Raw genomic sequence first — 19,680 nt, forward strand, 5'->3', positions numbered from 1 at the left:
GCAGCACCGCATCGAACGGCTCTTCCTACATCGAACCCTCCTCAACGTTCAGGACACACGTATCCGTAGGAGTCCGGGTGGAAGACCGGCTCGGCCTTCTCCTCCAGAACCGCCGCCACTACCGTCTGGGCGACCCGGTCCCCCACCGTGGGCACGCCATTGTGTCCTGCCGCCCGGTCTGACGACGGTCTCCCGCGAATTCACAGTGGCCTTGTGGTGGCTGGTGTGATCACGGCGTCGGAGTCGTCTTGGATAGCCCCGTTCAGCGGGCTGAGCCCGCGTTCCTTCAGGAAGCTGGTGACCGCGCTGCGCCGCGAAGGTGCGGATCCGGTCCGCAAGGGCCGGCCGTGGTCCCTTCCGCTGGAGGATCGGGTACTGCTCGTGCCGGCCTACTGGTGCACGAATTTCACGATGCGCCAACTCGCGCCGCTCTTCGGCATCTCGAAGTCCGCGGCCGACCGGATTATCGACCACCTCGGTCCCGCGCTTGCCCTGCGGCCCCGCAGGCGGTTCGCCAAGGGCACCGTGCTCATCGTGGACGGCACCCTGGTCCCCCACCCGGGATCACACCATCGCCGAGCGGTCGAAGAACTATCGGTACTCCACCAACCACCAGGTCGTCATCGACGCCGACACCCGCCTGGTCGTCGTGGTCGGCCGGCCGCTCGCCGGCAACCGCAACGACTGCAAGGCGTGGGAGGGGTCTGGCGCCAAGGCCGCTGTCGGCAAGACCCTCACGATCGCCGACGGCGGCTACCCGGGCACCGGACTCGTCATCCCGCACCGTTGTGAGCGTGGCCAGGCCGAACTCCCGGATTGGAAAAAGGAACACAACAAGTCCCACAAGCAGGTCCGCGCCGGCGAGCACGTCTTCGCCCGCATGAAGACCTGGAAAATCCTCCGCGACTGCCGACTCAAAGGCGACGGCGTCCACCACGCCATGCTCGGCATCGCCCGGATGCACAACCTCGCCCTCGCCGGCTAGATCAGAGGGCCGTGCGGCGGCCAACCCTGCCCGAGCCGATCCGGAGATCATTTACGGGACACCCCTTAGCGCACCGCATTTGGTGCCCGCTTGGTGGCCACCAACGGCGGTCGCCGGTTCCCGCCAGGTCAGCAGGCCGGGTGGACTGTGTTCGATTGGGCATTGGTCTCGTGGGTAAGGCAGCGGGAGCGTCTCATGACGGGTCTCAGCTGAGCAGGAGCTCCCGCTCGGGATCCCTGAGGATCGTTCCCACCCGTGCGAGGACCTTGCTGCCCAGTTCGCCATCGACCAGCCGGTGGTCGAATGACAGCGCAAGCTGGGTTGTCCAGCGAAGCGCCACCCGGCCCTTGTGCTCCCACGGCCGGCGGCGTACCGCCCCCACACAAAGGATCGCTGCCTCACCGAGATTGAGGATCGGGGTTCCCGCGTCTATGCCGAACACACCGATGTTCGTGATCGTGATCGTGCCGCGGGTCAGGTCCTGCGGCGCCGTTCGTCCGTCGCGGGCGGTCCGGACGAGATCATTGAGCGCGCACGCCAACGCTGGAAGCGAAAGCGATCCGGCGTCCTTGATGTTCGGAACGAGCAATCCCCGCGGTGTGGCCGCCGCGATGCCGAGATTGACACGGCGATACCGAACGATCTCGTTGGACTGTGCGTCCCAGGAGGCATTGATGTCCGGGAGCTGACGGACCGCTGCTAGCAAAGCTCGGGCCACCACCAGCAGGAACGTCACCCGGGTCCCCTCGAGGGCCGGGTGGGCCTTGAGTCGCTCCACCAGTTTGACCGAGCGCGTGACGTCCACCGTGAGGAACTCGGTGACATGCGGGGCGGTGAAGGCGCTGCTGGTCATGGTGGCCGCGGTGGCTTTGCGGACCCCCTTCACTGGTATCCGGACGTCCGCCTCGCCATCGGTCGATGTCGTTGCTGGGCCGGCCGACTCAACTGGCGGCTTGTCGGCTTCCCGATGGGATGCCGCGGCAGCGGGGACGACGGCCGCGGCGTGACGCAGCACGTCCTCGCGGGTGATGAGCCCACCGGCGCCCGAGCCGACGACCTCGGCCAGGTTCACGTCGAGATCCTTGGCGAGCTTGCGCACTGGCGGCTTCGCTGCAGGAGCGGAAGTATCTTGTCTGACAGCCTGAGCCTGTGATGGGACTGGGGCAGTCTGCGAGGCGGGGGCGAGCGGGCGCCGCCGCCTGCGGCGACGCGGGGTGCTTTGCCAGGGGCCGTATCCGACGAGCACCGACGGTCTGGGCTCGGTACCAGGTGCCGATGCCGGTTCCGGCGCCGTGCTCGCCGGGCTCTGCGTGGTATCAGGGTGGTCCGGGGAGCCTGCTGCGGCATCATCCGTTGCGATCGCGATCAGCGCGGTGCCCACCTCAACTGTCTCTCCCTCGGCTGCGTGGATGGCGGTGACGGTGCCGGCGAAGGGTGAGGGGAGTTCGACCAGGGACTTGGCGGTCTCGATCTCCAAGATGACCTGGTTGATCTCGATGGTGTCGCCGACGGCGACCTGCCAGGTGACGATCTCAGCCTCGACAAGCCCCTCTCCCACGTCGGGAAGCCGGAAGTGCTCGATGCCCGGGGGGCCGGTGACGGGACGTTTGGCAGTGCTCATGACGCTCGGCTCACCATGCGAAGGATCGGTCGACCGCGTCCAGGACACGATCGAGGTCGGGTAGGTATTGGTCCTCGAACTTCGCCGGCGGATACGGGGTGTCGAATCCACCGACCCGCAGGACGGGAGCGAGGAGACGGTAGAAAACGCGCTCGGTGACGGCTGAGCCGATCTCGGCTCCGAAACCGCCGAACACCGGGGCCTCATGGACGACGACGCACCGGCCTGTTTTCTCCACCGAAGCGGTGATCGTCTCGAGATCCAACGGGGACAGGGATCGTATATCGATGACCTCGATGCTGCGGCCGTCCTCGACCGCGGCCTCGGCCGCCTGTAGGCAGGTCTGCACCATGCCGCCGTACGTCAGTAGTGTCAGGTCCGAACCAGCGCGCACGATCCGGGCCTTGTGCAGCGGCAGGACGCGTTCGGTGCCGGCGGACTCGGAGACCTCCGCCTTGTCCCAGTACCGCCGCTTGGGCTCGTAGAAGATCACCGGGTCGCTTCCGGAAGCCGCTTGCCGGAGCATCCAATGGCCGTCCAGTGGGTTCGAGCAGCACACCACGCGCAGGCCGGCCGTGTGAGTGAAATAGGCTTCGTTGGATTCGCTGTGGTGCTCAACGGCGCCGATCCCGCCACCGACCGGGATGCGGATGACGACAGGCAGGCACAGGCGCCCGTCCGAGCGTGCCCGGATCTTGGCGAGCTGGGAGACGATCTGGTTGAACGCCGGATAGACAAAACCATCGAACTGGATCTCGCAGACCGGTCGGTAGCCGCGCAGTGCCAATCCGATCGCGGTGCCGACAATACTGGACTCCGCCAGCGGGGTGTCGATGACGCGGTCGGTTCCGAAGTCCTTCTGCAGGCCGTTGGTCACCCGGAAGACCCCGCCTAGACTACCGACGTCCTGGCCCATCACGATGCTCTTGGGATGGTCCTCAAGGACTCGGCGCAGACCGGTGTTGATCGCATTAGAAAGTGTGAGTACGGGCATGTCCTCTCCCGTCGCGGATCGCCGGCGGTGCGGGTCGGCAGCGCCGGTGGGGATACAGCAGGCGCGTGGGCGGGCTTATGACCGGAACCACGCGGCCGACGGGCTGGTGGCCCCAGCTGGCTGGAATCGCCCACGGGGCCGGCCCTCAGTCCTCAAAAGAGTCGACGAACTCCAGATATTGCCGACGCTGCCCGGCCAACAGGGATGTCGGTTCGGCCATAACGGTGTCGAACACAGCGGAGAAGTCGCTCAACGGCAGGTCCCGGCAGACCGAACGCGCCGTTGCAGCGAGAGTGCGGCACTCCTCGTCGACCTCGGTGTGGAACGCCTTATCTGCCCATCCCTGCTTGTCCAGCAGACGTTTGAGCCGACCGATGGGGTCGCGGGCGCGCCAGCTGTCCAGTTCGCTGTCCGTGCGGTAGCGCCCCGGGTCATCGGACGTGCTGTGCCCGGCTATCCGGTAGGTGAGGGCCTCGATGAACGCGGGCCCCATACCGGCCCGCAGGCGCTGCGCGACACCCGAGGTGACCGCATGTACAGCCAGCACGTCGTTGCCGTCCACGACATGCGCGTCCAGACCGAACCCCCGGGCCCGCTGGTGAAGTGGCGCGCGCATCTGTGTCCGGACTGGGGTCGAGATCGCCCACTGGTTGTTCTGGCAGAAGAACAATAGCGGCACGTCCGCGGCCGCGGCCCAGTTGAACGCCTCGTTCGCATCTCCCTCGCTGCTGGCGCCATCACCGAAGTAGGCCAGCACGACCTCATCGGCGCCGTCACGCTGCACCCCCATCGCGTATCCCGTGGCATGGGGAAGTTGTGCTGCGAGGACCAACGTGTAGATGTGAAATCGATACCGGTCGGGATCCCAGCCGCTGTGCCGGTTGCCCCGCCACTGGATCAGCAGCTCGGCCGGGGTGATACCCCGGCACAGGGCGGCTGCATGCTCACGGTAACTGGGAAAGACATAGTCGGTGGACCGCATCGCTGTGACCGAACCGACCTGGGCCGCCTCCTGGCCGAGCGACTGCACCCACAGTCCAAGTTCCCCCTGACGCTGCAGGGTCTGTGCCTCTTGGTCGAACTGACGGGCCAGGCGCATGCGCCGGTAGAAGTCGCGGCACAGCCCGGGGGTGACATCAAGGGGCCAGTCCGGATGCGGTCGCAGCTCACCGTCGATGTCGAGCAACTGCACAGGATTCACTTCGGTTCCTCTACCAGTGGGTGTTATATCTGCTACCAGGGTGTGGAGTCGGCGGGCTGAGGCACTTATCGCAACAGCGCCGTGTCGCCTCGGAAGACCGGAGGCACGGCTCTTCGACCTCGAGGATCACGTGGCTGACTCCTTCCTGCTGGCAGGGGATGAGAACTTCATGCAGGGCGGTCCGCGAGGACGTCGATGCCCTCGTTCAAGTTGCAGTAGCCAGTGGCCTGGGTAGAGCCGCATCGCGGGCCAGGGCGATCACGCAGCCGCGCTCGCGCAACCAGCGCAGGATGAGCACGGCCTGACGGAAGGACCCCAGCGCGCGGGAGCCCTTCCGGAGTGCCACTTCGATCGTGTTCGGTCCCGGACCGCACGGGCCGGGACCGGATGTCAAACTGCGAGAGTCATTTCGCGGAGGGCGACTGCCAAGCTCCGGGGACCGGCATCGTGAACAGCCCGGGCGGGGCTTCGAGCACGACGGGGATGCAGTTGAACACGCTGGCTGCGGCGGCGTGGAACACACCCTGGGGCAGGGACGCGTCACGCTCCGGCGCGTCGGGATCGAGCGAGGGGGCCAAGTCGACGGTGGTCCGCGACGACGGTGCCCCTTCGACCTCCACGACGAGCCGAACTTCAAGCGGGAGCCCGGGGAAGTCTGGATGATCTCGCTGAACGGTGTAGATGAACTCGAAGTCCATGAACGGCTTGGTCTCACCGAGCCGCGCCGCGGACCACTTGAAGGCCGCGCCGCACACCATTCCCTTCTTGATTTGCCCGATCGGGATCTCGAAGTCTCGTGTCGCGAGGAACAGCTCGAAGCTGCCCTTGACCTCGTCGAGTTCCACTCCGATGTTCTTCGCCAGCAGATGTAGCCACTCCAGCACGCTCTGCTGGAAGTACCCGCCGTCTTCCATCCATGGCTCGAACTCTTCCGCGGGCTTGCCCAACCCCAAGAGCTCGACCATCATGTTGAGATTCGGATTGGGTGAAAAGTCGTCGATCTCCGCCAAATAAATGTGCTCGACATCAAGGGACATACGGGTCAGCGCTGCGCCCAACCAGGGCACCACCACATCCGGGTTGGCTCCAGCGGACATCAACGTCGTCCCGCCTTCGCGGCACGCGTCCTCGATCAGTTGGGCATACTCCGGGCTCCGCATCTCAGGAACGAAGTACGGCCCGGTCGACGAAACCACATTCTTCCCTGATCTCAGCAGATCGAAGACGTCGCGGTCCCGCTCTTCGATCGGCCCCTGCCCGGCCGGGCAGTGCACGACGACGTCTGCGTCGAGCGCGATGAGCTCGTCACGATCGCTCGTCGCCAGCACCCCCGTCTTCCGCTGCAGCCCGGCCAACTCGCCGGCGTCCTTCCCGACCTTCTCCGGCGTGTGGACCCATACCCCGACCAATTCCAGATCCGGATGCTCGATGATCGCCTTGAGCGTCGTGCTACCGACCGCGCCCGTAGCCCACTGAATAACTCGTGTCGCCATTAGATTCTCCTTAAACGCAGGTGCTCTACTTCTAATGCCGTCAGAAACGCCGAACAGCTTGGGTATCACGCGGCAGCTCGAGCATGCCCATCTCGCGATCGCGCAACATTCCGAACAACCGGGCCTGGTTGTTCAACAGGTCGTAGGTGCTGGCCACCCCTTCCCGGCATTGGCTGAGCCAGGAATGAGAAGTAGTTCGTGCAACGTTGATGTCATGGTGCTTCGGTGTCCTGGGCGCGTACGATCCCCACGCTGCGCCGATAGGCGTTTAGACTCTTTGTACTGCCGCCTTCGTGGAACTTTAGCCGTATCACACCCGGGAACGTCGTCACCGGTCGATCCAGAAGCCGCGAATGTCCGAGCCGAGCCGAAGGATCGTCGCGACGAGCTTCTGATGGATCGGATGGGGCGGGTACGCCCGGACCGAGTCGAAGTTGTCGAACGTGAGCACCATCGCGTAGTCAAAGGCATCGTCCGGTCCCTCCCAGTCGACCTGCTTCGTCCTTGGACCGCTCTCTATCGTCAGGACGCCCGGGATCTCGCGCTGACCCTCTATGGCCTCGCCCAGCTCTCGCATCTGGTCCTCGTTCTCGGGATCGTTAAGCGCCCAGCAGACCATCAGGATGTGCTCGGCTGCAGATGCAGCCATGGCTACCTCTCTCCTTGCATTGTGTGACTGTCGACGACGATCGGTACGGGCTTGCACGTCGGAGCGCGCTTGCTGACCAGCCACGCGATGATGATCACCAACTCAAGTCGAACCACCACTCCGGCAGGCTCGCCCGATCGGTGACGCGACGCAGTTGCCGACGACACAAAGGCCGGGGATGGGAACGTCGCCGTTGGTGGGCGCTTGGCTGTAACCATCTGTTCGCGGGCCAAACCTTGGTGTCGAGCGTGCTCCGCGCGGTGACCGGGTAGGAGAGGGCCTTCAAGACGAGCGGAGCCATCGTCGGATGGCCCGCGCCAACCCTTCTACCGTTTGGCGCTCGGCCTCATGCCTAACAGCGGCTGATTCGGGCGGTGACACCACGACAGGCGCCAGTCGGCGCGCGCATTCACCTTGCTGATCGCTGCGATGTTCACCACGCCCCTCCCGTCGTTGTGAGGTGCACGCGTGCCGAACCGTCACTGCGGGGATCCGCTCCAGCCTGAACCCGATCGCCGTCAATGACGATCGCGTGGGCGTGTCCCATCATCTCGTCGTGCATCGGGACGACCTTCACGTCGTGACCGAGGCGTTGGAGCTCGGCGATCACCTCGGCGCCGAGGTCTTCCTCAACGTGAAGCTGGTCTTCCGCGTCGTCGGGAAAGATCTGGCCGTTCAACACGCGTGGCGCAGCCACCGCCTCGGCGGGGCTTGCGCCCGCCAGTACGCGCAGGAGTACCTGCACGTTGGTCTGCGGCTGCCCCTCGCCTCCCATAGTCCCGAACAGCAGCCACGGTCGCCCGTCTTTGAGCGCCATCGACGCCATCAGGGTGTGCACGGGTCGCTTCCCGGGCGCGATCACGTTCGGGTGCTGCTTGTCCAACGAGAAATAGGCCCCCCGGTTGCCCATGAGTACCCCCGTGCCGGCTGGGACGAACCCCGAACCGAAGGAGTGGTAAATGCTCTGGATGACTGAGCATGCGTTGCCCCACCGGTCGACGGCGCAGAGGTAGACCGTATCGCCTTCCAAGGGCGCCGACGACTTGCGCGGTGTTGCGTGTGCGTTGTCAGCAACTCTCCGCGCGTGGTCGAGACTTGCCAGCATGTCGACCGGGACCGTGACATGAGCGGGGTCACCCAGGTACTGGTTACGGTCCATGTACGCCAGTCGCCTCGCCTCGAGGAAGGCATTGAGCTGGCGAGCCGAGCCAGGGGCTGCTCTGCCTCCTTCAAGCACGGACAGGAGGTTCAGGATCTCCAGTGCGGCGACACCTTGGCTGTTCGGAGGCGTCGTGACCACCTGAACCCCGTCAAACCGCGTCGTCACCGGCTGCACCCAGAGCGATGCGTGGGCCTTCAGATCGTCGGTGGTCAGCAGGCCACCAGCGTCCAAGCTTCCACGGGCGATGGCCTCGCCCAGCTCTCCGCGATAGAAGTCCGCAAAACCGGCGTCCGCGATGCGATCGATCGTCGCCGCTAGGGCCGACTGCCGGAACGTGGCCCCTGCCGGCAGCAGCTCCCCGTCGTTTGTGAATACTGTCGCCAGCACTGGGTCGCCCGCCAGGAGCTCCCTGTCCTTGGCCATCCACCCGGCGAGCTTGGGCGTGATCTCCACTCCATCGCGCGCTGCTTTGGCCGCAGGACGCAGCAGGTCCGGGACGGGGATGCTCCCGAACCTCCGGGACGCGTGGTCCCAGCCGGCGGCCGCCCCAGGTACCGCCATCGAGAGCGGGCCTTTCGCAGGCACCCGTGTGTGCCCGCGCCGTGCATATTCCTCAACAGTCGCCGACCGCGGTGCGCCGCCTGAGCCGTTCAGGCAGTGCACCCGCGACGTCGCGGCGTCGAAGTACAGGATCCAGATGTCTCCGCCAAGGCCGCACATGTGCGGATAGCAAGCCCACAGCATGGCGTTCGTCGCGAGCGCCGCGTCGAGTGCGTTGCCGCCGGCGGCGAGGACGTCACGTCCAGCCTCGGTCGCGCGCCAGTGAGGTGAGGCGACAGCCGAATCCATGACAATCGACTGACTCTGACGCGAAGTCATCGTGTGCCTCCAACAAACCCCAGGACCTGCTCCACGAACTCGTCTCGGCGCTCGAGCTGCACCCAGTGGCCACAGTTGCCGAACGTATGCAGCTGGGACGGCTTGATCGCCCGATGCACACGGATGGCAAGCTCGACCGGAAGAACTTTGTCGTCGCGGCCATGGAGGATCAGCGTCGGCGTCTCAATCGCCTCCAGCTCCGCCTCTGGGGTTGCTTGGATCACTGCCTCGCCGTTCTCGCGCGGCGCCGGCGTGATCTTGTGCGTCGCCTGCTGGGCGCCGGGTCGAACGCTCGCCTCATATCGACGGTCGACCATCTCCGGAGTGAGCAGCACCGGGTCAAACGGAAAGAGGCGCAGAATCCGCTCTAGCTGCCTGCGGCTGCCGTCGTAGCGAGCGGCGAGCTTGTGCGCCTCGCTCATCGGAACTTCGCCCGCCGCAGAGCCCATCAGGACGAGCCGCTCGATGCGTCGCGCATCACGCAGGGCAGCGGCCATTGCGAGCATGCCGCCAAATGAGTTGCCCACGACCGGCGCCCCTGTGACGCCAACGGCTTCCATGAACGCGAACAGGTGGTCAACCCAGAAGTCCATGCCGTACTCGCCGTCCGGCCTCCGCTCGGTCGCACCGAAGCCGGGGATGTCCGGCGCGAGCACGCGCCGCTGGCGCGACAACGCTGGGATCACGCCGGCCCAGTTTTCCCAGGCCGACACACCAGGCCCGGACCCGTGGAGGAGCACCAGCGGCTCGCCGCTACCGGCTTCCAGGTAGTGCGTCCGAAGGCCCGCGGCGACCACGGACAGTCCCGCTGCCGGGTCGGCCGGATCAAAACTGTTGGACTGATCCATCGCGCTAGTCTCCGTTGTAGGTCGCCGACGACGTGTCCCTGTCATCACGCTCAGCTCTTCAGCAGGGTGTCGCTGGCGGCAATGCCCATCCCGGTGATCCACTCGGGTACGGGCTCGTACGCTACGGTCGTGAGCGGTTCGCCGGCAGCGAAGGCGGCGGCGATCCAGGTGCGTACCTCAGCTCCGCCGGTGCCGGCTGCCACGAGGTCTTCAGCAGTCAGGTCGGCCAGTCGGTGCCAGTCCGTGCTGGCAAGCCGGGCGAGGAAATCACGATCCCAGTCCGGGTTAATCGCCTGCGCCGCACCGGCGAGCTGTTCGACGAGCAGCTTCTGACGCTCGGACTCGCTCATTTCGCTGGCGCCAGGTGGCTGCGACGGAGGGGTGTGGGAGATGCCGCCGGATCCCACCACAAGAACTCGCTCGCCATCGGGTACCTCCGTGCGTATGAACTCGCCCACCGCGGTACCGAGGGTGGCGGTGCGCATCGCTGTCGCCAGTGGCCGTTCGATGCAGTTGATGAGTATCGGCACCATCGGGACTGCAGCGAGTGAGCCAAAAATGTCCTTGGTGGACAAGCCGAAACCGTGGTCGAGCTGCAGGCTCGAGGCCACGGCAATGTCCACGCCAGATGCCGCTACGTACTCGCCGAGGGCGACGGCCAGGCCGTGCGGAACCTCGTAGTCCTCTTCGGGTAGATCCCATTCCGCGAACCCGTTAGCGGACTCGACCACCGTGAAGCACGGTGTGATGCTGGTCAGAGCGCGTTCGTGGTCGGGGCCGAAGAATACGACAAGCGTGGGGTTGAATGCTTCTACGGCCGACCTCAGCCGGGCCATACCGTCCCGAAAAAGGCGACCTTGGCGGTGCTCGGTGTCGTGGACCATGAGCGGGCTATGGGACACGGCCACCGCGGCGATCTGAGGTTTGGTACTCATTAACGTTCTCCTTCGCTGCAGAGACAGCCGTCAGACCAGTCCGGTGTGACAGCCAAGGAATAGACGAACCTGTGATCAGGGTCAGACGACTTGCGCAACACCTTCTGATGGCCATTGGGCCATTCGTCGAGGAGGCCTGTCTCGTGGCCACCATCAGGCGCGATGTGTCCTCACCGAGGTCACCGTCACGGGCGACTGTGAGCCGCCCGTAATGCGCGGGCTGCGCTGCGTCCGGTCCTCCCCCGCCACCGATGTTGGCGAGTGGTCCTCACGTACTGCAATGCGTCGCCGACGCTCAAGTGGCCTTGGGCCACTGGGACACAAGCTCATAGATCCCCGTCTGGTAGACCGGATCGAGCAGGAATGAACCTTCCGGAGGGGGAGGGATCGACTTACCCGGCTCGAATACCCCCGTCTCAGAGCCCTTCAGATGGCTGGCGTAGAGGGTGTCGATGTCTGCGGCGAGGTCGTCGGAATCGAACTCGCAAACCGCCATGTTCTGCGGCAGCGTGGTCGTGAGGCGAGGAAGCTGCACGCTGCTCGGCCGGTAGAAACTGCAGGCGATGAGCCCGGGGGAACGCGTCATCTGCATCAGGTGCGGCTCCCACCACTGGTTGACCTCCTCCTCCCCGTCGGGGGAGGTCGGCGAGCCGAAAACCAGCATGATCTGCTTGCGTGCCGGCGGTAGCGGCGGCAATCCGTCACCGGGGGCTTCGTTCCCGTGGTCTTTGGGATACTCGGAGTCGAGGTCGTAGACCGCTGACTGATAGTCGGGATCGAGTGTGAAGACGCCGTCCGCTGGTGGGACGACTCTCCGGGTGAGGCTACTGGCCCACAGGGTTTTGAACGCCCCGGCGAGGTCGTCGGTGTCGAACTCGTAAAGTGCCATTGTCTGCGGCAGTGTGGCCGTGAGGCGGGGGAGCTGCACACTGCTGGGCTTGAACAGCTGTGCTGAAATGAGGCCGGGGAGAGTGCACATCTCGATCAGATGCGGCTCATACCAGGAGCGGACCTCCTCTTCTTTCTCGGGTGTGGTCGGGGAACCGAAGACCAGGTAAATCGTCCTAGCGCTCAAGGTGTATCCCCTTCAATTGAACTCAGTCGCCGAAGTCGAGATGCAGGCTGTCGCCGGCAGGTATCTGGCCGAGCTCGATGATGTTGCCGTCTGGGTCCTTCCCGTACACCGATGCGTTGTTACCGAAGCGCACCGCAGAGGGATGGACGAACGTCATGCCGAGTTCTGCCAGGCGCTCATATTCCGCGTCGATGTCCGTGACGTCGACCATGAAGTGGGTATATCCGAAGTCATTCGCTTTCAAAGGAGCAAGGGTAGTCCCAGCTGGCGACGACCACTGGAACAGCTCGATGAAGCAGTTATGCGCCCTCATCATTACGACGCGAGCGGCGGCGTTGGGTAGTCCGACGACCAGCGATGCCACGGCGAAGTCCGTGAGGTTGAATTCCTCACCGACCACCTCGAAGCCGAACGCCCTCTCGTAGAAGGACCGCAGTCGGTCCAGGTCCGGTGTGTGGATGCCGATGTGATGTATGCCTCGGATCATGCTGATCTCCTTGAGCCGACGCAGCGTAGCAGCCTCATCGAGATGGCACCTGGTCGGCCGGGGCTTGTGCCGCGGACCGGGACTTGACTGCTTCGATCACTGGAGCGAGCTCTTCAGGCGTCGGTGCACGCAGTGACTGGTAGGTAATGCCGAGATCGGTGCTGCGCTGGATGATCTGATCGACGATCTGCTCCAGACTGCCCACCAGCATTTTGGGTGACTCGAAGATCTGCTCTGGAGTCAAGTAGGTGTGCGTCTTTGCCAGCTCGGCCAGGGCGGCATCGGTGTCATCGGTCAGGATCACCGGAGCGCTGGAGCCGATCTCCAGCATGTCGGCACGGGCGCCAGCATGGTTTCGCAGACGGTCCAGGAACGCCGCGGTGGCCGCCCGCTCCGGGATGACTGCATACCTATCCAGCCCCTCGATCTTTGGTACCGGCGGGACCGCGGCAATCAAGAAGGTGTCGGCCTCCTCGGCCGCCAGCTTCAGCGCTCGGTCCACACTCCCCCCGATCGCCAGCCGTGGCCGCTGCACGAAGCCGGGAGAGATACCCGGTTCAGACACTGCCGCCTTGATCGCCGCGGCCGTCTCCCGTAGCCGCTCGAAGCGCTCGTCACGCGTCTGGGGCATCAACCCACGGGTGTCCGGCAGTGAGATGCCGGAACCCAGCGCGACCTCCAGGCGACCGTTGCTGATCCGGTCCAACGTCGCCAGATCCCGGCAGATCGTCGACGGGTTCCATAGCGCGGTGTTCAGCACGAACGGGCTCAGCCGGATCTTGCTGGTAGCCTGCGCCACCGCCGCCAGCGCGACCAGCGGCGAGAGCGCGCCGGCGAAGTCAATGATCTGGAAAACGTCGAAGCCGGCACTCTCAGCCCGTACCGCGTCGTCGATAAGCTGGTCGATGTCGAACGCGTTGCCGCTGAAGCCGAACCTGAATTCCTTCCTGCCGCTCATGCCCGCACTCCTACGCCGATCCTGACGCCGGTTTTGCTGGCCAGCTCTGCGGCGACATCGATGATCATGTCTTCCTGGCCGCCGATGACGCCGCGGCGGCCAAGTTCGAGAAGGATCTCGCGGCTGTCGACGCCGTACTTCTCGGCTGCGCGCTTGGCGAAGAGGAAGAAGGTGCCGTAGACGCCTGCGTAGCCAATGGTCAGTGCGGTGGCGTCGATGACCTGCGGGCGGGGCATGATCGGCGCGACGATGTCTTCGGCGACGTCGACCAGGTCGAAGAGGTTGATCCCGGTCTTATGGCCCTCGCGCTCCAGGGCCGCGACAAGGACCTCGGTGGCGGCGTTGCCGGCGCTGGCGCCCAGGCCGCGCAGCGAGCCGTCGACGTAAGTTGCGCCCTCGTCGATGGCTGCCAGCGTGTTACCGACTGCGCACCCTAGGTTGTTGTGGGCGTGGAAGCCCACCTCGCACGACACCCGGTCACGCATTGCCCTGACGCGTGCCGCCGCACCCGACGGGGTCAGCGCGCCGGCGGAGTCCACCGTATAGACGACATGCGCCCCGTAGCTGTCCAGCAGCGCGGCCTGCTGGGCCAGCACCTCGGGCTCGACCATGTGGCTCATCATCAAGAAGCAGAGAACCTCTAGTCCCTGCTCGCGCGCCCACCGGACCGCCTGCTCGGCGCAGTCGGCTTCGGTGCAGTGCACCGCGATGCGCACGGCCTGCGCGCCGCACTCCTGCGCGACGGCAAGGTCGTTGAGCGTCGCGATCCCGGGGACGTAGAGCACGGCGATCCGCGCATCCTTGACGGCCTTAACGGCGGCGGTGATGTACTCCGGGTCGGAGTGCGCTGCACGGCCCAGCTGCAGCGATGAGCCGCCCAGGCCGTCTCCGTGGGTGACCTCGATCAGCTTCACCCCGGCGTGGTCGAGGCCCGCGGCGATGGCCGAGACCTGGTCGGTGGTGAACTGGTGCGAGAAGGAGTTGGCTCCGTCGCGCATTGTTGTGTCGACGACCTGCACGCGTGTCATGCCATCACCTCGGCGCCAGTCATGCGGCGGGCCACCGCGTCGCCCACGCGGGCGGCGGCTGCGGTAATGATGTCCAGGTTTCCTGCATAGACCGGCAGGAAATCGCCGGCGCCCTCGACCTCGAGCATCACAGTGACCTGATTGTCTTCGATGTCGAAGAGTCGCAGACGGTAGCCGGGCACATACTCCTGCACTTGGCCGATCATCTCCATGACGCTGGTCTCAATTCGGTCGGGGGCAATGTTCTTGACTAGGGCATAGACCGTGTCGCGCATCAGCATGGGCGGCTCGGCGGGGTTGATGACCGATAGGGCCTTGCCCCGATCGGCGCCGCCGGGACTCTCCAGCGCCCGGGCCGTCTTCTCGGAGAATTCTGAGAGGTTCTGCCGCGTTCCAGGGCCCGCGCTGGCGCTGGCAATCGCTGCGACAATCTCGCCGTAGGAGACGTCGGCAACTCGATCGATCGCGTGCATGATCGGGATCGTCGCCTGACCAGCGCACGACACCATGTTCATGTTGGGAGCGTCGATGTGCTCCTGCAGGTTGACCGGCGGGACGACGTACGGGCCGATCGAGGCGGGCGTCAGGTCGATCGCCTTGATCCCGGCCTCCGCGTAGCGGGGCGCCGACGCGGCGTGGACCTTGGCCGAAGTGGCCTCAAAGACGAGATCGGGCAGTTCCGGCCGCGACAGCAGCCAGCCGACGCCCTCGGCCGAGGTCTCCAGGCCCATCTTGCGCGCGCGGGCCAGGCCCTCGCTCTCGGGGTCAATACCGATCATGTAGCGCGGCTCGATGAGAGTCGAGCGCTGGAGCTTGTACAACAGGTCGGTCCCAATGTTGCCTGAGCCGACGATGGCTGCGGTGATCTTGCGAGTCATGTAAACCTCAAGGTGAGTGGCGGATTGTTAGTGATGCGAAGCGTGATCTCATCGCCCTGCGCGACATCTGGAGCACGGCCCAGTGCGCCCGAAAGTACGATTGAGCCAGCCGGCAGGTACTCGCCGAAGCTCGCCAGCTTGCGTGCCAGCCAGGCCACGGCGCGTGCGGGATGGCCGAACGACTCGACGCCGACGCCCGTGGCCGCAACCTGACCGTTCTGGTACATGACCATGCCGAGCGTCCCGAGGTCGGCATGACGCAAGGCACGCGACCATGGACCGAGCACGAACCCGCCGTAGGACGCGTTGTCGGCGATCGTGTCAGCGATCGTCAGCCGCCAGTCCTGAATGCGCGAGTCGATGATCTCGATCGACACCGCCATGGCCTCGGTCGCCGCCAGGACCTGCTGGGCAGTGGCGCCCTCGCCCACATCTGCACCGAGCAGGAATGCCAGTTCACCCTCGACGCGCGGGGCCACGAACGTCTGTGCCGGAGCCTCTGCCCGCCCACCAGCCGCGATGTACTGACGCGAGCCCCAAAGCGAACCGTAGTCAGGCTCGTCGACGTTGGCCTGCGCGCGAATCGCAGCGCTGGTCAGGCCGATCTTGCGACCTACCACGCGTTCCCCGTCGGCCACCCGCACCGCGTTCCAGGCGTGCTGAACGTCATAGGCGTCCTCACGCGTCAGCCCATCGGATTCGGACAGCGGCGCGACCGGCACGCCGGTCGTCCAGGCCTGCTCGAGGCGCAGCGCCAGCGCGCTCACGCCGCACCCCGCAGGTCCGCGGAAAGCATCGCGCCGAGTGGTCCCTCGAGCAGCAGCGTGCCCGAAGGGGCGGGGACGCTGGCCACTGGGAAGCCCAGAAGGACCGTGTCGCCGGCATGCAGGCCGTCGACCTCAGAGGCCAACCATGCGATTCGGGTCACCGGGTCGCCCAGCCTCGCCACTGATCCTGCGGCGACCAGCTCACCATCAAGCTGCAGGCGCAGCTCGCCCATGAGCTCCAACGGGAGCAGCTGTTCACCAAGCAGAAAGCCTCCACCGGCAACGCATTCGGAGCTCTCCGCTGTGGTGTCGAGAATGTCGACGGTCAAGAACACGCCAGTCACGGCACGGGCGACATCACCCGGCAATGCACCCGCTGGGACATCGTCCGCGAGCACCACCGCCAGCTTCGGCTCCAGACGCGGCTGCCTGAACGCGGCCAGGCCGACGGCAGGCCCCTCGATGTGCACTTCCGGTGGGAAGGTCTCCACGACGGGCGTTGAATTGTGTTCTTTCAGCCGTATTGCCTTCGCCACTCTGGTCTCCTGCCGTTATTGCGCCATTCACTGAATGCCGAGCCTCAGCTCATCCGATGGCGAGGCCCAATCGCATGGCGATATGTCTCAGCTCATCCGAGGCGCCTTCGGGCACCTCGTACTGCTCGGTGTCGACGATCTCGTCGAAGTGCCGGGCGACTTCTTCAGCGGCCGCCGGCACGCCCAACTCGGGTGTCGTCCAGCCGTTCGTGAGGCCCACAAACACGCGGCCGAACCATCCGGCGCCCGCGGAAAGGGTCAAGCCCGTATGGCTGCACGCGGAAGAGCAGAGGTACACCACGAGCGGGCTCACCGCCTCGACTGACTTATACGGTGCGAGACTTGAGTCGGGCCCCGAGAATTTGGCCTCTTTCAAGCCGGGGATGGGTTCTGCCGTCAGCGTCATCGACGAGCCCCCGGCTTGCGGCAGGATCGCGTTGACGTAGATCCCGTGTTCTTTGCCCTCGGCCGCAAGCGCTCGCGTCAATCCGACGATCCCGGCCTTCGCGGTGGCGTACTCGCTATAGCCCTGTTCGGGATACACTCCGCCGGCCGACCCCGTCATGACAATCCGACCGTGGCCTCGTTCTCGCATGATCGCCCACGCCGGCTGAGTCACACAGAATGCACCACTGAGATGCACCGCAAGCACAGCCTCGAAATCATCGAGGCTCATATCAGCGAAATCTCCGGCACGCAAATTTCCGGCGTTGTTGACCAGAATGTCGACAGTGCCGAACTCCTCAACCGCCATCGCGACGATTGCCTTCCCCCCTTCGACCGTCGCGACCGTGTCAAGCGAGGCAACTGCTTTGCCCCCCTCGCGCTTGATCTCTTCGACGACAGCACAAGCGGCGTCGCCGTCGATGTCATTGACAACCACTGCCACACCGCGTCGAGCGAGCTCAATGCAGTAGCCACGGCCGAGATTTCGGCCGCCGCCGGTGATGATCGCCACCTGTCCTTCGAAATCAAACTGCGACAAGACGGGCCTCCCAGACATGAGGATGGTCGATTCAGGCTCGTGCATCGGTAGTCATTTGGTCACGGCGCCTACGTCGACCGTCGACATCAGGCCGTGATGTTGAGGCCAAAGTTGCCCACGAACGGGCTTTTTGCTCACCGCGCGCGGACGCAGCTACTCACCGCTAAGCGTCGCTGCCGCTGATCGACGCTTGAAGTTCATTGAGCCCTTTCCAGGGCTCCCAGATCGTCGACGGCGGCCGGCCTGACAGTGAGCGGATCCTTACCGTGACGGTTCTTTCCTCTCCGTCGTCTACATGCCCGAGGAGCATAGCCTTGGACTGTTGGTCTGACAAGGGGGATCTAGTGGCGCGTCGAAGCGTCCTCCTTCGTCGACCTCGATGTGCCAGCCGTCGAAGTCGAGACGGATGCGATCAGCGGAAAGACGAAGCAGTAGTCAAGGCGTAAGGCATCTTTCTGAGCGCGGCACCCACCTCAGGCCCGGTGTGGCGAGCACAGCGCTTCCATGAACCAACGCCGTAGTTGGCCAGACAGGCTGATGCGGGTTGACCGCCGCACGCCTCTGGTCCGATAAGGCGGCCGTTCGGGGTATCATCCCAAGCATGAATACCGCCCCGCAGTCCCTGGAGCGCCGCCCGGTCTACGAACAGGTCGCTGACGTACTCCGCGAGGCGATCCTCAGCGGGGAGCTACCTCCCGGCAGCGCGCTTCCACCCGAGCGCGAGCTCTCCGAACGCTTCGGCGTCGGGCGCACAACGGTCCGCGAAGCGCTGCGCGCGCTACAGACCAATGGCCTGGCCGTCGCGACCGGCCCGACATCACCGCTGCGCGTCGTCGCCCCCGACGCGCTGACGACCGACCCCCTGCGCGACACGCTCGTGCACCTAATGAGGCTCGGACGCGTCCCGCTCGACGACCTCATCGGTCTGCGCATCGCGCTCGAGGGCGCCGGTGCCGAACAGGCCGCGACGCGCGACCCACGGCCCGACCTCACTGCCGCGCGCGACCAGATCGCGTTCATGCGTGCGGCCGGAACCGACCTCGAGGCCTTCAAGATCGCCGACCTCCGCTTCCACCTCGAAATCGTCAGGGCGTCCGGCAACGAAGCGCTGACAATCATGATGCTCGCCGTGCGCGACACAGTGTCCAAGGCGTTGTTGTCGCACCTGGAGGCGCTCGCCCGCCCGCAGCCCGTGATCGCGCAGCTAATCTCCGAGCACGAGGCGATCCTGCAGGCCGTCACCGATGGCGATGGAGAGGCCGCGCGGCACCTGTCCGGCGAGCACCTGCGAGGGTGCGAGGAGCTGAGGCGCCGCTACAGCTGGCCCGCACCATAAGCGAGGCCGCCGGCCCCGCCGCGACCGCCCTCGTGCGCGAGGCCCGGCTCGCGAGCATCGGCGAACTCATTGTCGCCCCGAAGTTCCTGGCCTCGCACCACCATGACCAAACAGCGCCCAGGCTGATCGACGCCCCGGCGACCACAGCTGCCGCGCGCCACACCGTGACCCCGAGGGCCATGGCCCAGGGTGGGGTTGGTATGGACGAGGCTGTCCCGGCGTTGACCAGTCCCGTGACGACAGGTCCGTCATCGTCGACTATGGAAATCCAGCGGTTGTCCAGGCCGGCCATTGCCAGGACGGCTGAGGTTCCCCCGCTGTGCGGCAGGTGCTGATCAGCTGGTCACGGCAGGTTGAAGCGGTGTGAGGTTCGCTTGTTCAGCCGTTGCCTGGTCGGCGTAGTACTTCTTCTCGAACTCGATCGGGCTGAGCCAGCCAAGCCGCTCCTGGATGCGCCGGCTGTTAGCTTAGGTTAGAAGCTGTCGATGTACTCGAACAGCGTGAGGTTCGCCTCGGCCCGGGTGGCGAAGGTGCGGCCACGAATGCCCTTCATCGTGACGTTGCGGGTGCCGATAAATCATCCGTGCAGGTAGCGGCCTTGACCACCGGTGGTCTCCTCGCGCTCCGGCATCAACTGCTGGTCCTGCAACGCCAGGTCGGCAAGCCCGTCTTCACCGATACCGACCGTGCCGTGCTGCCTGCTTCACCACCTCCCGATGGACAAGCTGCGGCGTCTCCTGTTGCTGGTCCGCCCGGACACGGTCCTGCGGTGGCATCGCGACCTGCTCAAGCGACGCCATGCCGTGACCTGCGCACCGAAGCGTCGCGGGCGCCCACCCACCGTCCGCTCGATCCGCGCCTTG

Annotated in this window: 17 protein-coding genes and 2 pseudogenes; 3 read left to right on the top strand and 16 right to left on the bottom strand. The window is 65.4% G+C overall.

Annotated elements, in window-relative coordinates; genetic code table 11:
- Positions 1–216 precede the first annotated feature (216 nt).
- Positions 217–985, top strand: a pseudogene (locus IEZ19_RS45595) (transposase).
- A 205-nt stretch (positions 986–1,190) separates the two neighbouring features.
- On the opposite strand, the gene IEZ19_RS45600 reads toward IEZ19_RS45595, so the two are convergent.
- From IEZ19_RS45600 to IEZ19_RS45675, 16 genes are all read right to left on the bottom strand, one after another.
- Entirely contained in the window at positions 1,191–2,606 is a 1,416-nt protein-coding gene (locus IEZ19_RS45600) for a dihydrolipoamide acetyltransferase family protein (protein WP_189317282.1), read from the bottom strand.
- A 10-nt stretch (positions 2,607–2,616) separates the two neighbouring features.
- Positions 2,617–3,600: an alpha-ketoacid dehydrogenase subunit beta gene (locus tag IEZ19_RS45605; RefSeq protein ID WP_189317283.1), complete on the bottom strand. Its 984-nt coding sequence runs from the start codon at positions 3,598–3,600 to the stop codon at positions 2,617–2,619.
- A 145-nt stretch (positions 3,601–3,745) separates the two neighbouring features.
- Positions 3,746–4,801, bottom strand: a complete 1,056-nt coding sequence (locus IEZ19_RS45610; protein WP_189317284.1) for a thiamine pyrophosphate-dependent enzyme — start codon at positions 4,799–4,801, stop codon at positions 3,746–3,748.
- A 404-nt stretch (positions 4,802–5,205) separates the two neighbouring features.
- Entirely contained in the window at positions 5,206–6,294 is a 1,089-nt protein-coding gene (locus IEZ19_RS45615) for an NAD(P)H-dependent amine dehydrogenase family protein (protein WP_189317285.1), read from the bottom strand.
- Between the two features lie 328 nt (positions 6,295–6,622).
- Positions 6,623–6,943, bottom strand: a complete 321-nt coding sequence (locus IEZ19_RS45620) for a Dabb family protein (protein WP_189317286.1) — start codon at positions 6,941–6,943, stop codon at positions 6,623–6,625.
- A gap of 433 nt (positions 6,944–7,376) precedes the next feature.
- On the bottom strand, positions 7,377–8,984 hold the full coding sequence (locus IEZ19_RS45625; protein WP_189317287.1) for a gamma-glutamyltransferase family protein: 1,608 nt from the start codon (positions 8,982–8,984) through the stop codon (positions 7,377–7,379).
- Positions 8,981–9,832: an alpha/beta fold hydrolase gene (locus tag IEZ19_RS45630; protein ID WP_189317288.1), complete on the bottom strand. Its 852-nt coding sequence runs from the start codon at positions 9,830–9,832 to the stop codon at positions 8,981–8,983. The genes IEZ19_RS45625 and IEZ19_RS45630 overlap by 4 nt, the downstream gene beginning before the upstream one ends.
- A 50-nt stretch (positions 9,833–9,882) precedes the next feature.
- Positions 9,883–10,767 (bottom strand): DODA-type extradiol aromatic ring-opening family dioxygenase, encoded by an 885-nt coding sequence (locus IEZ19_RS45635; protein ID WP_189317289.1) that lies wholly within the window; start codon positions 10,765–10,767, stop codon positions 9,883–9,885.
- Positions 10,768–11,062: 295 nt separating this feature from the next.
- Positions 11,063–11,842 carry a hypothetical protein gene (locus IEZ19_RS45640; RefSeq protein ID WP_189317290.1) on the bottom strand — a complete coding sequence of 260 codons (780 nt, stop codon included), beginning with the start codon at positions 11,840–11,842 and terminating at the stop codon, positions 11,063–11,065.
- A 22-nt stretch (positions 11,843–11,864) separates the two neighbouring features.
- On the bottom strand, positions 11,865–12,329 hold the full coding sequence (locus IEZ19_RS45645) for a VOC family protein (protein ID WP_189317291.1): 465 nt from the start codon (positions 12,327–12,329) through the stop codon (positions 11,865–11,867).
- A 34-nt stretch (positions 12,330–12,363) separates the two neighbouring features.
- Positions 12,364–13,287, bottom strand: a complete 924-nt coding sequence (locus IEZ19_RS45650) for an LLM class flavin-dependent oxidoreductase (RefSeq protein ID WP_189317292.1) — start codon at positions 13,285–13,287, stop codon at positions 12,364–12,366.
- Positions 13,284–14,315, bottom strand: a complete 1,032-nt coding sequence (gene dmpG, locus IEZ19_RS45655) for a 4-hydroxy-2-oxovalerate aldolase (RefSeq protein ID WP_189317293.1) — start codon at positions 14,313–14,315, stop codon at positions 13,284–13,286. Before dmpG ends, IEZ19_RS45650 begins: the two co-directional genes overlap by 4 nt.
- On the bottom strand, positions 14,312–15,193 hold the full coding sequence (locus tag IEZ19_RS45660) for an acetaldehyde dehydrogenase (acetylating) (RefSeq protein ID WP_189317294.1): 882 nt from the start codon (positions 15,191–15,193) through the stop codon (positions 14,312–14,314). Before IEZ19_RS45660 ends, dmpG begins: the two co-directional genes overlap by 4 nt.
- Positions 15,190–15,960: a 2-keto-4-pentenoate hydratase gene (locus IEZ19_RS45665; RefSeq protein WP_189317295.1), complete on the bottom strand. Its 771-nt coding sequence runs from the start codon at positions 15,958–15,960 to the stop codon at positions 15,190–15,192. Before IEZ19_RS45665 ends, IEZ19_RS45660 begins: the two co-directional genes overlap by 4 nt.
- Positions 15,957–16,496: a hypothetical protein gene (locus IEZ19_RS45670; protein ID WP_189317296.1), complete on the bottom strand. Its 540-nt coding sequence runs from the start codon at positions 16,494–16,496 to the stop codon at positions 15,957–15,959. The genes IEZ19_RS45665 and IEZ19_RS45670 overlap by 4 nt, the downstream gene beginning before the upstream one ends.
- A gap of 49 nt (positions 16,497–16,545) precedes the next feature.
- A complete protein-coding gene (locus IEZ19_RS45675; RefSeq protein ID WP_229841593.1) occupies positions 16,546–17,481 on the bottom strand; it encodes an SDR family NAD(P)-dependent oxidoreductase in 936 nt (311 codons plus the stop codon).
- 601 nt (positions 17,482–18,082) lie between these two features.
- On the opposite strand from IEZ19_RS45675, the gene IEZ19_RS45680 reads away from it, so the two are divergent.
- A complete protein-coding gene (locus IEZ19_RS45680) occupies positions 18,083–18,817 on the top strand; it encodes a FadR/GntR family transcriptional regulator (protein ID WP_189317297.1) in 735 nt (244 codons plus the stop codon).
- A gap of 583 nt (positions 18,818–19,400) precedes the next feature.
- Positions 19,401–19,680: pseudogene (locus IEZ19_RS52025) on the top strand (hypothetical protein); the annotation flags it as partial.

The sequence above is a fragment of the Streptomyces brasiliensis genome (genome assembly GCF_014647875.1).
In the GTDB taxonomy this organism is placed as follows: domain Bacteria; phylum Actinomycetota; class Actinomycetes; order Streptomycetales; family Streptomycetaceae; genus Streptomyces; species Streptomyces brasiliensis.

Bases quoted from the DNA above. Each gene is read 5' to 3' on its own strand.
- dmpG (WP_189317293.1), bottom strand. From the start codon at position 14,315: ATGACACGCGTGCAGGTCGTCGACACAACAATGCGCGACGGAGCCAAC.
- IEZ19_RS45625 (WP_189317287.1), bottom strand. From the start codon at position 8,984: ATGACTTCGCGTCAGAGTCAGTCGATTGTCATGGATTCGGCTGTCGCC.
- IEZ19_RS45620 (WP_189317286.1), bottom strand. From the start codon at position 6,943: ATGGCTGCATCTGCAGCCGAGCACATCCTGATGGTCTGCTGGGCGCTT.
- IEZ19_RS45605 (WP_189317283.1), bottom strand. From the start codon at position 3,600: ATGCCCGTACTCACACTTTCTAATGCGATCAACACCGGTCTGCGCCGA.
- IEZ19_RS45660 (WP_189317294.1), bottom strand. From the start codon at position 15,193: ATGACTCGCAAGATCACCGCAGCCATCGTCGGCTCAGGCAACATTGGG.
- IEZ19_RS45635 (WP_189317289.1), bottom strand. From the start codon at position 10,767: ATGAGTACCAAACCTCAGATCGCCGCGGTGGCCGTGTCCCATAGCCCG.
- IEZ19_RS45650 (WP_189317292.1), bottom strand. From the start codon at position 13,287: ATGAGCGGCAGGAAGGAATTCAGGTTCGGCTTCAGCGGCAACGCGTTC.
- IEZ19_RS45645 (WP_189317291.1), bottom strand. From the start codon at position 12,329: ATGATCCGAGGCATACATCACATCGGCATCCACACACCGGACCTGGAC.
- IEZ19_RS45680 (WP_189317297.1), top strand. From the start codon at position 18,083: ATGAATACCGCCCCGCAGTCCCTGGAGCGCCGCCCGGTCTACGAACAG.
- IEZ19_RS45600 (WP_189317282.1), bottom strand. From the start codon at position 2,606: ATGAGCACTGCCAAACGTCCCGTCACCGGCCCCCCGGGCATCGAGCAC.
- IEZ19_RS45615 (WP_189317285.1), bottom strand. From the start codon at position 6,294: ATGGCGACACGAGTTATTCAGTGGGCTACGGGCGCGGTCGGTAGCACG.
- IEZ19_RS45630 (WP_189317288.1), bottom strand. From the start codon at position 9,832: ATGGATCAGTCCAACAGTTTTGATCCGGCCGACCCGGCAGCGGGACTG.